This is a genomic window from Nostoc sp. DedQUE08, from assembly GCF_034530895.1.
Classification (GTDB): domain Bacteria; phylum Cyanobacteriota; class Cyanobacteriia; order Cyanobacteriales; family Nostocaceae; genus Nostoc.
Window position 1 is genome coordinate 1 of the sequence record NZ_JAVRCD010000026.1, and the last position, 15,915, is coordinate 15,915.

A 15,915-nucleotide genomic window follows, 5' to 3' on the forward strand; every position below is an offset into this window, starting at 1 on the left:
ACTTTCTGGACGAATGTTTGAACTTTCTGGACGAATGTTTGAACTTTCTGGACGAATGTTTGAACTTTCTGGACAAATGTTTGAACTTTCTGGACGAATGTTTGAACTTTCTGGACGAATGTTTGAACTTTCTGGACGATATGTGGCATTATCTTCACGACTAACAATCTGCCAAGCGCCGAACCTACTTACTTAATATAATTAAACAGCATTGAAGTAGCTGTTATAAAACATGGTAATAAATTTATTAGTGACAGATATAGAATTGGAACAAAACCATGATTGATGAACAAGAAATAGAAAAATTGTGGCAAGCTTTCAAAGTATTAGACGTAGACGGCAACGGCGCGATCTCAACCGAGGAACTAGGGGAGGTAATGCGATCGCTAGGGCAAAATCCCACAGAAGCGGGGCTACGTGACTTGATTAAGGAGATTGACGTTGACTTATCAGGCACTATCGATTTTGAAGAATTTAAAACGCTGATGATTGCGAAAGTAGGCGATCGCCAAAGTCGCCTGAAATTAGCCTTCAGTGCCTTTGATGAGGACGGTAGCGGTGAAATTACTGCCGTTGAACTGCGGACAGTGATGACTCAGTTTGGGCTGACAGACGCTGAGTTGAAAGAGATGTTGCAGGAAGTAGATCATGATGGCGATGGCTCAATTGACTTTGAGGAATTCTGTCAGCTAGTACCGGAGGAGTCAAGCAAAACTGGTTATCAAGACTCACCGATTTCCCTGAACAGTTCGCTCAAGACAGTGGCTACTTCCAATGAGGCCGCAGCAGCCAGCACCCAGCCGACGCCAGAAGCAACGACTCCAGAGTTGGCACAGCTAAAAGAACAGTTAGCACAACATCCAAACTCACCGAATCAGAAAAAAAGTGGTACATCTCTCTTACAAATGCAGATTGGTTTGTTTCGTTTGATTCAAGGAGCAGCCTACCGCAGCTTCCGTGAGAGTTTCTCTGCAAATCACGAAACTCACTTGCGGGTGAAAAACTTGCCATACAGAATTACTGATTTTGTGGAGTTTGTTAAACAGGCGATCGCACTGTACAAAGCATTAGGTATAGTATCCGAAGATTGCTACCCCGTTCTAGATGCAGTGGTGAAATCGATTGCTGATGAATACGCCCGATTGCAGGAGCGGATTAAGAACTGGCAAACAGTGGCAAAGACACCAGAAATGTTGGCAGAACAGCAAGCGATTTTAGAAGCGCGGAGTAAATTTGCCAATGTCAAAGAAAAGTTTGCTGCTGGAGTCGAGTTTGCAATTACGATCAAAAAGAAAAGTCTCAGCTTGGGTGACATCGTAGAAGGTGTGCTGGCGATTAACGAACTCAATCGTCTCAGGGGAATAGAACTGAACGAAGAAATGGCTCCACCACCAGTTAAATCTCAGGCAAATCCAAAAGACTATTTGCACAAGTGGAACCGCGTCATTCTCTCCCAAGCAACTGAGGAAATAGATGGTGCAATCATGCCAGTAGCATACTGGTATGAGGACTTTATGCCGAAGTTATTGGCAGCGTTTAGTGTTTCTAGCACAGCAGATATCCAAAGTAACACCGTACCCGACGAAGCGGCTTTGGATGAATGGTATCAGTGTACAAAAAACTCAGGAGAATTTAACCGCTACGGGGCGGATGTTGCCGAAAATTTTCCCCGTTGCACTCCCAAACAGAAATTGATCCTCAAACAAGCATGGCGGTTAACGCATCACTACCTGAATGGAGTGCAGAAACGCCGGGAACGCCTAGAATTTGGGCGAGAATCAGGGGCGCTATCGCAGTATGTAGCATTCATTGATGTCTATCTAGATCGGACTGAGGTGAAGGATTCCCAAATGCGAGTCAGTTTCCCCTACTACATTGGCCCGGCAGTGTGGCGCTTCTTCCATACCACAGCTGAGATTGTCTGTACCAAGACACCAGAACAGCAAAAAGCGGCAGTCGCAATCTTCAAAGATTTCTTCCAACTGTTTGCCACAATGTACCCGTGTCCTTACTGCCGACACCACCTGAATATGTATGTTGTCCAAAATAAGGAAGTGGATATGTATCCTGTAGAATACCTGATACTTGGGCGCGACCCCAAGCTGACTGACTTTGAGGTATCATTGGAGGCAAAATTGTCCACCGTCGTAGATGGTTCTTCCCTGCGCTTATTCTTCTGGAAACTGCATAACACCGTTTCTTCTTCCATTGCGCGATCGGAAGAATGGTATCACAAGGATGAAAAAGCGTTCTACACCACCCGTTTTTGGCCCAGCCTTGACTCTGAGTTAGCAAGAGCCAATGCACTCAAATACACCAGCATAGAAACTGCTCGCATCTACAACATCTATGGAATTCTGAAGCCATTGGCACGGCTGACAGGGGTAAAAACAGAATTGCCAAAGCTGCTGGAGAAGGGCGATGCGAATAACCTCAAGGAAGCGTGTATAGTTGCACAGAACCACATCAAGGATTTAGAGGAAGCTGTCATTAACGGACAATTTCTCCAAGAAACATACTACTTTGAACCTAGCCTTGTGGATAAAGCTCCACTTTTCACCCCTGAAGAAGAAGAGTTTGCCCGAACCGGTATGTTTACAGAAACGATTTAAATACTTATAAGACTATCCCTTCAACGTAAGTAAAAGTTTTGGTCAAAAAATTCCTCTTTAATTTTTTACTCTGTGTTTTCTCCGTCTGGAGTAGTTAAATAAATTACTTTTAAATCGCATAAACGCGGAGCGCACAAAGAGAAAAAGAGAGATTTTTCCAGTCACCTTGAAAGGGGTAGTCTTAACTTAGAATGCTTTAATTCCCCTCCTTCAAAGTTTCCTCGGCAGGGGAATTAAAGCGCGACCCATTATTAAAACGCGTCTGCTTGAGCTACAGCGTGCCAAATGCTTGTGGGTAGCGATCGCCGTTGCAACATCATTGTCTAATGAGAATTGCCCTTGGTAGCTAGCTTGAAATATCGATGATATAAAGGAGACAATAAAAATAGCCAAAGTAGAAGCTTGCCCCGAAAAAGCAATTTCAATGCTTTGAAAAGTCACAGTAGAGTTGGTATCTCACCCTGTATATGCCTTTGAATATCCTCTAAAATAAGTGTTTAGAAGCGTAAAGGTCTAGTCTAATTTATAGAGGATTTTTTCTAAAAGATAACCACCGATGTAGCCTGTAACCGTACATGACCAATCGAGAGGAATTAATGAAGAACGAGTCAACGTTAGCAAGCAACGCCAACGTAAATTTCCTTATCGGTGGAGGTGAAATGGGGGCTAGGATGCGAGAACAGGATTGGTCAAAAACGTCCCTTGGCCCAACACAGCAGTGGCCGCAGAGTTTGAAGACTGCCGTGCGAATTATGCTAACTTCCCGTCAACCCATGTTTGTTTGGTGGGGCGAAGAACTGATTAACCTTTACAATGACGCTTATAAAACTATTATTGGCGGCAAACATCCAGAAGCATTTGGACAGCCGGCTTCATACGTGTGGCGGGAAATATGGGATCAGGTTGGGCCTCGCGCCGAATCAGCAATGCTAAAGAATGAGGGTACTTACGACGAAGCGCTACTGCTAATTATGGAGCGCAATGGCTACCCAGAGGAAACCTATTATACTTTTTCATATAGCCCGGTTCCTAATGACCAGGGCGACACAGGTGGGATCATCTGCGCCAACACAGAGGACACGCAGCGGATTATCAGCGAGCGTCAATTGGCACTTTTGCGCGAACTAGCGGCGAGGACAGCAGACGCGCGGACATTCGATGAAGCCTGTACGCTAAGTGCGAGTTGTCTGGAGAGCAACCCTTACGATCTCCCGTTCGCAATGATTTATCTGGTCGATCCCGATAAGCAGGAAGTTTTTCTGGCTGGAACGTGCCGCATTGGGCAAAACCACGTAGCAGTTCCAGAAACAGTGCCTCTCGATGCTGATGGGGTTTGGCCGTTTGCGGAAGTGAGCAAAACGCATCAAGCCAAACTGATTTCCGATTTGGAAGTGTCTTTTAGTAGTCTACCCTGTGGTGTTTGGCAGCGATCGCCCCATCAAGCGATCGCAGTACCCATTGCCGCATCTGGTCAAAGCGGAAAAGCTGGTATATTAATCGCTGGTTTGAACCCCTTCAGGCTATTCGATGACAATTATAAAGGATTCATTGATTTAGTTGCGGCTCAAATTGCCGCCAGCATCGCTAACGCCCAAGCTTACGAGGAAGAACGCAAACGCGCTGAAGCCTTGGCAGAAATCGATCGCGCCAAAACCGTCTTTTTCAGCAACGTCAGCCACGAGTTCCGTACCCCACTGACTCTGATGTTGGGGCCATTAGAAGACACCTTAACCACTTGTGCTACTCTGCTTCCAGCCAAAGAACGAGAGCAGCTAGAAATGGTGCAACGCAACGGACTTCGGCTACTGAAACTGGTCAACAGCTTGCTAGATTTTTCACGCATTGAAGCCGGAAGGGTTCAAGCCTCTTATGAACCCACCAACCTTGCCACCTTCACCGCAGAACTAGCTAGTGTATTTCGTTCCGCAGTAGAACGGGCAGGGATGCAGTTATCAGTTAATTGTCCGGCTCTGCCAGCACCAGTGTATGTAGATCGAGAGATGTGGGAAAAAATTGTTCTTAACCTACTCTCGAATGCCTTCAAGTTCACGATGGCTGGAGAAATTGCAGTCAGTTTGCAGTGGTTAAATGACCATGTTGAGTTTGCAGTCAAAGACACAGGAATCGGTATCCCAGCCGCAGAAATCCCCCACCTTTTTGAACGATTCCACCGCGTCAAAGGAGCGCAAGGACGAACTTTTGAAGGGTCAGGAATTGGATTATCACTGGTGCAAGAATTGGTGCAAATGCATGGTGGAACAGTTAATGTTACCAGTCTTCTTGGAGTAGGCAGTTGCTTTACTGTGTCAATTCCAACAGGATATGCTCATTTGCCTCCAGACCGAATTAGTGCCCCGCGAACTTTAGCTTCAACTGCATTAGGTGCAACACCTTATTTAGAAGAAGCCCTGCGGTGGCTACCGGAAGAAGAGAGCAGGGGAAGCAGGGGGAGAAGAGAAGCAGGGGGAGAAGAACTAGTTCAAGAAGACTACAACATATATATAGATTCTTGCCCTGCCTCCCCTGCCTCCCCTGCCTCCCCTGCCCCCCTGCCCCTCCGCTCTTCTGCACCCTCTGCTCGGATTCTCTTGGCGGATGACAACGCAGATATGCGCGATTATGTTAAGCGGCTATTAAGTCAACAGTATGAGGTGGAATCAGTGCCGGATGGTTTAGCTGCTTTGGATTCGGCTCGTGGACGTGTCCCCGATTTGGTACTGACAGATGTGATGATGCCTGGATTAGACGGTTTTGGACTGCTGCAAGCATTACGAGCCGATCCGCTGACGCAAAAAGTTCCCATCATTCTGTTGTCGGCACGGGCGGGAGAAGAAGCACGGGTGGAAGGGTTAGAAGCGGGAGCCGATGATTATCTGATTAAACCTTTCTCTGCCCGTGAATTGTTGGCGCGGGTAGAGGCAGCCCTAAAAATGGCTCGTCTCCGCCAAGAGGCAATGGAACGCGAGCAAGGGTTGCGAATTGAAGCTGAGGTCGCTAAAGCACACCTAGAGACTGTTATCGCTGGTATTCAAGACCAGTTCTTTGTGTTGGATCGAGAGTGGCGTTATAGCTTTGTCAATGAACAGGTAGCAGAAATTGTTGGCATCCCCAAAGAAGAGTTGCTAGGTAAGATCGTTTGGGAAGTGTTTCCCGATATGGTTAAAAGCGAGTTTGATACTGAGGTTCATCGGGCGATCGCCCAAAATACTGTTGTTCAGTTTGAATACTTTTATCCAGCTTCGCAGCGCTGGTTTGAGAATCGCATCTACCCCTTTGCAGAAGGAGTCAGCATTTTTGTTACAGAAATTAGCGATCGCAAACAAGCAGAAAAAGCCCTTCGGGAAAGCGAAGAAAAGTTCCGCAACATGGCTGATAATGCCCCCTTCATGGTTTGGGTGACAGATACCAATAGCGACTGCACCTATCTCAGTCAAAGCTGGTATGATTTTACAGGTCAGAGCGAGGAAATGGGTTTGGGATTTGGCTGGTTAAATGCTGTGCATCCAGAAGACAGCAATGACACCAGGAATGTTTTTCTGGAAGCTAGTAGCAGTTATTCGGCTTTTCGTTTGGAGTACCGCTTGCGGCGCAAAGATGGCAAATATCGCTCTTGCATCGATGCTGCGAATCCGTGGTTTGGAGTGGACGGTGAGTTTAAAGGTTATATCGGCTCAGTGATTGACATTACCGAACGCAAAGTCGCAGAAGCCGAACGCGATCGCCTCCTAAAACTCGAGCAAACTGCCAGAACTGAAGCCGAAAGAGCCAACCGGATAAAAGATGAGTTTCTGGCGGTACTTTCCCATGAATTGCGATCGCCTCTGAATCCGATTCTTGGTTGGGCGAGACTGTTGCAGACTCGTGAGTTTGACACAGCAGCCATAAAGAAAGCGATCGCAACTATCGAGCGGAATGCTCAATTACAAGCTCAACTAATTGAAGATTTGCTCGATGTCTCTCGGATCTTACAAGGCAAGCTCAACTTGAAGATGTTACCTGTCAACCTAGTACTGGTGATTGAGGCAGGATTGGAAACAGTCCGTTTGGCAGCAGAAGCTAAAAATATTCAAATTCAGACGATGCTGGATGCTTCTTTCGGGCAAGTTTTGGGTGATTCCGGTCGTTTACAACAAGTTATTTGGAATCTCTTATCGAATGCCGTTAAATTCACTCCTGAAGGAGGAAAAATTGATATTCAACTAGAGTACGTTGGGGCTGAAGCTCAGATTACCGTCAGCGATACAGGTAAGGGAATCAGCCCTGAGTTTCTGCCTTACGTGTTTGAATATTTTCGTCAGGCTGATGGCACGACAACCCGAAAATTTGGTGGATTGGGGTTAGGGTTAGCAATTGTGCGTCATTTGACCGAATTACATGGCGGCACGATTCAGGCAGAAAGTTTAGGTGAGGGGCAAGGAGCTATTTTCCGAGTCCGGCTACCACTAATTAAAAAAGATTTAACCCCAAAACCAAACATAGATATTGCTGCACTAAATCCTTCTCCTGCGATTGAAATCCTGGCAGGCAGCCAAATCTTAGTTGTAGATGATGACGATGATACCCGTGACTTTCACACATTTGTACTAGAACAGGCTGGAGCAATGGTGACAGCAGTGACATCAGCAAAAGAAGCATTACAAATTTTGGCAGAGTCAGAACCAGACATGCTGCTCAGTGATATTGGGATGCCAGAGATGGATGGCTATATGCTAATGCGCCAAGTTAAAGCATTGCAGGCAAATCAAGCCAAACAAATTCCGGCGATCGCTTTAACTGCTTATGCTGGAGAAATCAATCAGCAACAAGCACTTGAATCGGGGTTTCAAAAGCATCTGTCTAAACCCGTCGAACCAGAGGAATTAATCAAGGAAATTGCAATTCTAATTGGTAGAAGTGGGCATGTCTAAGTATAGTGGAGCCAATTTCAAAGTCTCTCTCCCAACATTGGGAGAGGGATTTAGGATGAAAGCTCTTTGATTCATGGCTTAATTTATTAACTTGTTTTAAATATTTTGTTATTTATTGAGGTCTATTCATTCTTCAAAAAGATATATTTACTCTGAATTAATCTAGCTAAACGCTGTCACTAATTTGGCTAACTTTACTTTTAATTTGTAACTTAAATTGTTAATATAACTCCTCTTTTTGTTGCTTGATTGTACAAAATACATCGGCAATTACTTGGGCTTTGAGTATAAATTTTGGTATGTGTCGCAAAGTCACTTACTCAGCTAAATTATGCAGTTTACTTAACTCATCAAATCTTCATGTATTTGAAGTGTAGTTTATCTTTTACAGTAAAAATAATGGGAATAATAGAATAAATCGGATTGAGCAAATTATTTAGCTATGAGCCAAATATGTCCTATCTCCAAAACCTGTGCTTGTCGCAATATTGCACGCTGCCGGACTAAGGAAGCAGGTAAGCTCTTTCTCTGGTTCCCCGTTTCACATACCCTGATAAAAGTCACTTCTTACCTACAGCAGTTTTCCCTTAAGTATGAACTGATGCACGAGCGACCAGGTTTGAGTTTAGAGTGTAGACCCGGACAGTCTCTAGAAATTGCCCGTAACCTGGCTAAACTACTTGCACCAAGAGAATTAAAAGAGACGCAAGTCCTTTTCATGCAAGGCACTTTCCAACCTCAACTCCATGATTTTAGTGACATAGCCTCATTACAACGCTTCATTAAGTTAAACCAATCCGACTGGCTGGTTGAAATGCTGGCAACAGAACGATTCACCAGTTACTTTCAACCAATTGTTTCAATTAACGATACATCGCAAATTTTTGGATATGAATCGCTCTTGCGAGGGCTAGATGAAGAAGGCAATTTAGTACTACCGACATCTATTCTGGAGTTAGCAACTGAAGCCGGACTTCTACCACAACTCGACCAAGTTGCTCGTCTGAGCACAATCACTCAATTCAGCCGCCATCAAGTAAATGGGCACATTTTCATCAATTTTGCACCAACGTCACTTTATGACCCAGCTTTTTGCCTACGTAGTACGGTAGAGGCCATTGATACTGCCAGAATTCCCCACGATCGCGTTGTTTTTGAAGTCGTGGAGTCAGACAATCCTCAAGATTTAGCCCACCTCAAGGCAGTGCTTCAATACTACCGGAATGCTGGGTTTTTAATCGCTCTTGACGATCTTGGTTCTGGTTATTCCAGCCTAAACTTGCTGCATCAGTTACGTCCAGATTTTATCAAGCTGGACATGGAGTTAATTCGAGATGTGCATCAAGACCTTTACAAAGCTTCGATTACCGAGAAGCTTCTAGAGATTACTCAAAAGTTAAATATTCAAACCGTTGCTGAAGGAATTGAGTGCATTGAGGAACTGAACTGGCTGCGAGAACGAGGTGCAAATTTTGCTCAAGGCTATTTGATTGCTAAACCCAGTGCAGCGCCTGTCACTACAACCCCTTTCTTTGAGCAAATCGCATCATTAACTCTAGCATCGGCACATTCTCAGCAGGTTGAGCAGCGTGTCCAACACCAAAGTGAGTCTGAGCGAATTGTTGCGGCTGTAACGCAGCGCATTCGACAATCGTTGGAGTTAGACGAGATTTTGCAAATCACGGTAGCCGAAGTGCGACAACTGTTTGAGGTAGATCGAGTGGTGATGTATCAGTTTAAGCCAGACTGGAGTGGATTAGTCGCTGTAGAATCCTTAGCAGAAGGGTGTATGTCGATTTTGGGATTTCACGTCATGGATACCTGCTTTCAATCCACGCGTGCAGCTTACTATCAACAAGGTAATACCAGAGCGATCGAAAACATTGAAACTGCGGGATTATCACCGTGCCATGTTGACCTCCTTAGAAGTCTGCAAATCCGGGCAAACCTTGTCGTACCAATTTTACAGCAAGGGCGTTTGTGGGGACTATTGATTGCTCACCAATGCCGTCATCCGAGACAATGGCAGCAATCGGAGATTAACTTGTTTAACCAGTTAGCAGGTCAAGCTGCGATCGCTATTCAGCAATCAGAACTTTACCACCAATTACAACAAGCAAACCAAGAATTACAGCGCCTTGCCTGTTCCGATGGTCTAACCCAAGTAGCAAATCGCCGCTGCTTTGATGACACGTTAAATACACAGTGGCAATGGTTGGCACGAGAGCAAGGTTCGCTATCTTTGATTTTGTGTGATGTCGATTACTTTAAGCTTTACAACGATACGCATGGACATTTGGCAGGAGATGATGCACTTAGACAGGTTGCTAAGGCAATCTCTCAGACAGTTAAACACCCCGCTGATTTAGTGGCTCGTTATGGCGGAGAAGAATTTGCAGTTATTTTGCCGAATACTGATATTGAAGGGGCCATTGCAGTTGCAAAAGATATTCAAATCAATGTTAGTGCATTACAAATGCCTCATCCCCGTTCTCAGGTCAGTAAATTCATTACCCTAAGTCTTGGTGTGGCAACCATCACTCCTCATAGCCAATTATCTCCTGCAACCTTAATTGCTGCTGCTGACCAAGGACTTTACCAGGCAAAAGCACAAGGGAGAAATTGTGTCGTGCAGATGGATTGTAAGAATGCTGATGCTAAATAATCCTCTTTCATCCCGTCTACCAGCTTTCGTTGGAAGAATCGTTATTTCCCCCTGACAGTGCCAGTAAATCTTTTTCACAGCTAGCCGTTGCTGAAATGACTTTTTCTGAATTTCAATGGAACAAAAATCTTTTCTCGATTGGATAAATTCAGGGGTAATCATCTATCAGCATCGCTTAAGGAAAGCGGCATCAATAATGCAAAGTTTGTAGTGAGAGCAAATGAAGGCTGAAGCCGTCACTAAAAAATAATCTCAATATTTTTTACATTACTTAATTTACTTCGATTTATTCTCACTTACGTTGAGTTGGTGAAGATAAGACGAAAAGTAAACGTGTGAATAAAATGTTAATGGCTTGACAAGTTGTGATTATATGAAATAATAATCATCTATGTATAAAAAAACTTTGACGATCTCAAGAGATTTTGATATACAACTGTTAAACTGATTCAGTTTTCTGTTCATATATGAATGTATTAATTATTTTGGCTGAAGTCAGCCTGATAATCTTTGTTTTTTTATTACTGAACTGGGTTTTCAGCAAATTATTCAAGCTATTTACTAAAACCTTTATACCTAAAAACGACAATAGAAGTATCAAAACCCTCCGCCGAAATATCACAGGGTTATTGTTATTTGTTTGCGTGGTGTCGTGCATTCTGATTGTGGGTGCTAATGCTTATCTAGTTTATCGGGGCGAAAACCTTCAGCAATACACACTCTTGTTGATTGAGCGTATCCCATCAGGATTTTGGGTGACACTAGGAATTGGCATAGCTCAGAGTATTGGCACTTTGATTTTAGCGGCGATCGCGCTGAAATTTCTCAAATATTGGCTGAAGGTAGCCAGCACTCGCGCCAAGAACTTAGAAAAAAATACTGCTGACGATGAAAGTATTGATGCTTTCTTTAACGCCTTCTATGACAGAATCAGTGGTGGAATCTGGCTATGGGCTACTATCTTGTGTGCCCAGTTTCTCAAATTACCAACTACGGTTTCGGAATATTTGTACATCGCCCTGCGAATCTATCTAATCATTGCCGTTGGCTTGCTTATACTCAAAGCAGCCGCTGCGATCGTTGATAGTCTAGATGCTCTCAGCATCAGATACTCCAATCCTGATAACCTGCTAAGATTCTACGATCGCCTCCGACACTTAATACCCTTTTTAAAGCGCTGCTTGGAATTTGTGATTTATGTCTGCATGGCAACATTGGTGATTCAACAGGTGCAGTTAATTGCCAATGTCGCAACTTTTGGCCCGCGAATTATCAAGATAATCGGTATTATCTTCATTAGTCGCGTGTTGTTTGAGGTAGTTTACTTACTTATTGAAGAAGTGCTGTTCAAAGAGCAGAATCTAACTGATATTCAAAGAAGTAGACGCCTAACGCTCGTTCCTCTGTTTCGTAGTTTCTTACAATACTTAATTTACTTCGGCGCTACAGTTTTCATTCTCTATGCCCTGAGTATCGATCCAACTCCCATACTTGCGGGTGCTGGTATTGTCGGCATCGCTGTGGGGTTAGGGGCACAAACATTAATTAACGATATTGTTTGCGGCTTCTTTATTTTGTTTGAAAACTACTACTTAGTAGGTGACTATATTGAAGCTGGAAAAGCCGAAGAGAAAGTTGTCGAAGGTATTGTCGAGGCGATTGAACTCAGAACCACTCGTGTCAGACATCCTAACGGTCAATTGCAGATTATTCGCAATGGCGATATTGGCTCAATTACTAATTACTCCAAACAGTATATCTTTGCAGTAGTAGAAGTTGGCGTGCCTTATGATTCCAACTTAGCGCACGTATACAAAGTAATTGAGGAGGTGGGACAGCAGTTAAAAGCAGAAGATCCAGATGTACTAGAAAGCACACAGGTGGATGGAGTCGAAAGTTTGGGAGAGTCTAACTTGTTGCTACGAACATTGACGAAAGTAAAGCCAGGAAAACATCTTCAGATTCAGCGCGTTCTTCGGAAGATTTTTACGAATGCACTGCAACAGGAAGGAATTATAATTCCCGTGCGCGCTGAAAGTGCCGAAGGTTAAGTTGAACAGATTCTTGTCAGCAGAATAGGTGATTTCCTACGCTTTGGTTATTTATTTTAATTAATTTAGCTCAATGCCTTTAAGCAATATCAATGCTATCTTAAATGCTTTGGCAGTTTGTGTACTTGCCAAAGATGTTATGAACAAAATATGGTTGTAATTTGCTAAAATTAGCTTCTTCATTTATTATTAGGCAAAAAAGTTCTGTTAGCAGTAACGCGGCGTTTAACCTGTTCCCAGTTCTGAGTAAAGATGTTAGATTCCTAACATCTTTACTCAGCACTACTACCCCAGTCTCTAGTCTCTAGTCCCCATCAGTCTAACCAATTAATTTCTGCCAACTAGCAGGGCCGATAATTCCATCAGCATCTAAACCATTTTGCTTTTGAAAGTTTTTAACTACAACCTCTGTTTGCGGCCCGTAGACGCCATCATTCTCAACACCTAAACGGTATTGCAAGTATTTGACAACTGCATTACCAGCATGATTTGGTCTAAGTATTCGTTTTGCCAAAATTTGATTTATGGCACTCCATGTAGCTTCATTAGCAATTCCAGTTGACTGAACCCCAACAATAGTCTGAAATTTTTCTACAGCAGATTTGGTGTTAGCCCCTGTGAAGCCATCTTCCACTAATGTTTTACCATTTTTATCAGTTATTTTTAGTCGATTTAAGGCTTTTTGCAGTCTGAGAATCGTGGTATCTACATTATCTTCTTCATCTGGTACAGGGTTAACAGGAACACTTGGCACTTTACCAGTTAAGCCTTTGACAATTGCATTAGCCATTGCTTCAGGATTAAAAAGATTTATATCTTTTTGCGAATCGAGGAAGCAACATTCTATCAAGATAGCAGGCATATCTGTATTTTTCAGAACAAACAAGTGGGAACCACTCTTAACGCCACGATTAAAAAATCCTAACTTGATGATTTCATCTAATACAGGTTTAGCAATTTTTCTACCTGTATCGCTAGTTGCAAATACTTCTGTGCCGTTAGCTTGCCCGTTAAAAGAGTTAAAATGAATCGAGACGTAAATATCTACTTTACTCGCATTAGCTGTAGAACATCTTTTTGAGAGTGATTCACGTACTGTACTAGCACTACTTGGTTTACATACTACGACTTCATTTCCTAAAGCTCTTAATTTGGTTATAACTCTATTACCGACATCTAAAGTTAAATTATCCTCGATTTTAATCCCTCTAGCTCCTGTATCTGGTGGACAATTGTGCCCGCTATCGATTCCGAATTTCATTATTTCATCCTCAAGTTAATTGTTTTTACACTAATTCAAAACTCTTCTAATTATATAGACAAAGTTTTGTTAATAACTTTGTGAAAATACTTGTTAGCAATGGCTGCATTATTTTCAGCATGACTATGCTATTAAACCAAATAAGTTTTTGTGCGAACCTGAGCAGTAACTTTGATTTGGTAAAATCCATTAATTACAAGCTATATTGTAACCAAAAACACAACTATTATAAATTATCAATATCGAGAATAACCAGTAAAATTTTGCAATAAATTGAAATCTAGTAATTGCCTCCATTATTTAGATAATAACGCTTTGTAAAACTGGAAAGCCATGACAAAAGTACTTAGTTAAGATGCCCAAATCCCGAAACCGAACGCACCCCCTGATGTGAACCTGGGTTTATAAGGCCGTAAACCCTTGACAGACTCTACCCTTGGCTTCTTGTTAACCCTGAGCAGCTTAACACATAATGCTTTACAGTATTAATGAATACGCGAGCGCTTCTAGACACACCTGTGCGAGATTTATCAAATAAACTGCTCAAGAAACGAGGCTCAACATGGGATCTTTAAATTTTGTGAAGCTACTGGAGAATTCCATCAATGAACCCGGCTTAGGGTGGACTCTTTGTTTCATAGGGGAAGATCAATCTAGCAAACTTGCAGAACTCACGCAAGAATTGAGAGGGGAATTTTCTGCAACAGGCGATGGAAAAGAGATTTTATCTGGTTTTTCCTATTGGGGAATCGGCCCAACCATCGCCTGGGATCGTGCTTGTAACGATCGCTTCTATCTTGTAATGAAAGAGAGTATAGAATCTTTTAGATATCGATGGCATCAAATTAATTTCAATAATATCAAAGATCGGCAATATCATTATGTAAGTTTAGGTGTCGGCACCGGTGAGAAAGACCAACACATTTTAAGTTTATTGTTCAACGTAAATCCCGATCTCCTCTACTTTCCAGTTGATATGAGTTCGGAAATGTTAAGGCTAGGTGTGCAACAAGCAACGAGAGGATCGCAATTGCAAGGTAGCCATGTATTGCCAATTCAAGTTGACTTCTCAATTGAGAGAAATGTTGACGAATTACGAAAACTACTAGATAGAGTTATCAATAACAGTCCTGTGCTATTTTCGCTCCTGGGGAACACATTAGCTAATTTTCAACAAGATACAGAACTTTTGCAAACTATTTCTAAACTAATGCGACCTGAAGATAGACTACTCCTAGAAGTAGCTACCACCGAAGAATTAAGCGAAGAAGCAGCACAAAATGCTGCCAAAGAATACGCAAAAACTAAATCGTTTAAAGAGTTTGTTACCAGCGCGTTGCTGCAAAATACTGATTTACATATCGACTTAAATAGTGTGTTTTTTGAAGGTACTGTAGAAGCTGATAGAGGAATTTTAATAAAAATCCTGTATCGCAATCTAACTGAAAACAAAATTGAAGTAATGTTACCCGATCGCTCAGTAATGAATTTTGAAGACCAAGATACGATTCGTTTATATCTGAGTCGGAAATATGCTTCTAATGGCATCCAGAAAACTATATCAGACTGCAACCTGGTGCTTGTTGATAGGCTACACACAGTATTGGAACCGCGTTTAAAAAATGGATTTGGCATGGATTTAATCTTAATTGCCGCTGACTCTTCAGGAATTAACAAGAATCCTTCTGTAGCAAATGATATATGGTCTAAAAGGTAAGATGTGATATGAGTATGAAAAACCTAGTGAGTTTTATCACGTTTTTCCCTCTACTTCTGGGATTTATTTTAGCTGCCGTCTGGTGGACTAAAGATGAAAAAAATTTGGAACCAATACTAACAGGTCTGGGATTATTAGCCACAATTACCGGGATTTTTGGCGAACGATGGGCATCAGCTAACGAAAAGAGGATAGAATTTCTGCGTGCCTTACTGAATGAGTGCAGATCGAATGACGTAATTTTATCTGACGAACGATTTAATCCAAACTCACATAGACCAGGACGACCGATAGTTTTTCCGCGATTAATTATATCAGTGACGGAAACAGCGATCGCATCTAATGTGTTTGCAGAACGTCAAGATAGAGAGTTATTTTCGCTTATACATCAATGGCGACATACTGCCAATGAGTTTAACCGGAGATTAGATATTACCGAGTTGCGTACATTCACAAACTTGTCAGCACAAGAAATTCGTTTGCTATACGAAGCGCTACAGCAGTCAAAAGAGTTCAATGATGCACTGAATTTAACTCAACATATTACAACTTTTTTGCAATCAAAATATCCTAAAGGTAGTAGTGATAGTGAAGTCCTCATCCCTTCAAGGAACTACTGACCAAAATCTGTGGGTAGATATTTAATAATCAGCCTGGAAGCACGTTTAAAATTTAAGTAAAGAAATATTTCGTAGCTTACAG

Annotated in this window: 9 protein-coding genes; 7 read left to right on the forward strand and 2 right to left on the reverse strand. The window is 42.5% G+C overall.

Annotated features, from left to right (window positions below; genetic code table 11):
* The coding region (locus RMY64_RS18260) for a hypothetical protein (RefSeq protein WP_322700780.1) at positions 1-196 on the forward strand (196 nt) is incomplete at its 5' end.
* A gap of 82 nt (positions 197-278) precedes the next feature.
* Positions 279-2,612, forward strand: coding sequence for an EF-hand domain-containing protein (locus tag RMY64_RS18265; protein ID WP_322700781.1), 2,334 nt, complete (start codon positions 279-281; stop codon positions 2,610-2,612).
* Positions 2,613-2,822: 210 nt separating this feature from the next.
* On the opposite strand, the gene RMY64_RS18270 is transcribed toward RMY64_RS18265, so the two are convergent.
* Complete coding sequence (locus RMY64_RS18270; protein WP_322700782.1) at positions 2,823-3,053, reverse strand: hypothetical protein; 231 nt, start codon at positions 3,051-3,053, stop codon at positions 2,823-2,825.
* Positions 3,054-3,208: 155 nt separating this feature from the next.
* Here RMY64_RS18270 and RMY64_RS18275 point away from each other — a divergent pair, with 155 nt between their 5' ends.
* The 3 genes from RMY64_RS18275 (at position 3,209) to RMY64_RS18285 (ending at position 12,235) form a co-directional block, all read left to right on the forward strand.
* Positions 3,209-7,519 carry an ATP-binding protein gene (locus tag RMY64_RS18275; protein WP_322700783.1) on the forward strand — a complete coding sequence of 1,437 codons (4,311 nt, stop codon included), beginning with the start codon at positions 3,209-3,211 and terminating at the stop codon, positions 7,517-7,519.
* 442 nt (positions 7,520-7,961) lie between these two features.
* Positions 7,962-10,184 carry an EAL domain-containing protein gene (locus RMY64_RS18280; RefSeq protein WP_322700784.1) on the forward strand — a complete coding sequence of 741 codons (2,223 nt, stop codon included), beginning with the start codon at positions 7,962-7,964 and terminating at the stop codon, positions 10,182-10,184.
* Between the two features lie 467 nt (positions 10,185-10,651).
* Positions 10,652-12,235 carry a mechanosensitive ion channel family protein gene (locus tag RMY64_RS18285; RefSeq protein ID WP_322700785.1) on the forward strand — a complete coding sequence of 528 codons (1,584 nt, stop codon included), beginning with the start codon at positions 10,652-10,654 and terminating at the stop codon, positions 12,233-12,235.
* 319 nt (positions 12,236-12,554) lie between these two features.
* Here the strand turns inward: RMY64_RS18285 and RMY64_RS18290 are convergent, their stop codons facing one another.
* Entirely contained in the window at positions 12,555-13,496 is a 942-nt protein-coding gene (locus RMY64_RS18290; protein WP_322683090.1) for an N-acetylmuramoyl-L-alanine amidase, read from the reverse strand.
* Positions 13,497-14,058: 562 nt separating this feature from the next.
* On the opposite strand from RMY64_RS18290, the gene RMY64_RS18295 reads away from it, so the two are divergent.
* Both RMY64_RS18295 and RMY64_RS18300 read left to right on the forward strand, forming a co-directional pair.
* Complete coding sequence (locus RMY64_RS18295) at positions 14,059-15,213, forward strand: L-histidine N(alpha)-methyltransferase (RefSeq protein WP_322675506.1); 1,155 nt, start codon at positions 14,059-14,061, stop codon at positions 15,211-15,213.
* Between the two features lie 14 nt (positions 15,214-15,227).
* The gene (locus RMY64_RS18300; RefSeq protein WP_322700786.1) at positions 15,228-15,833 is read left to right on the forward strand and encodes a hypothetical protein; all 606 of its coding nucleotides are present in this window, start codon (positions 15,228-15,230) and stop codon (positions 15,831-15,833) included.
* Positions 15,834-15,915 lie beyond the last annotated feature (82 nt).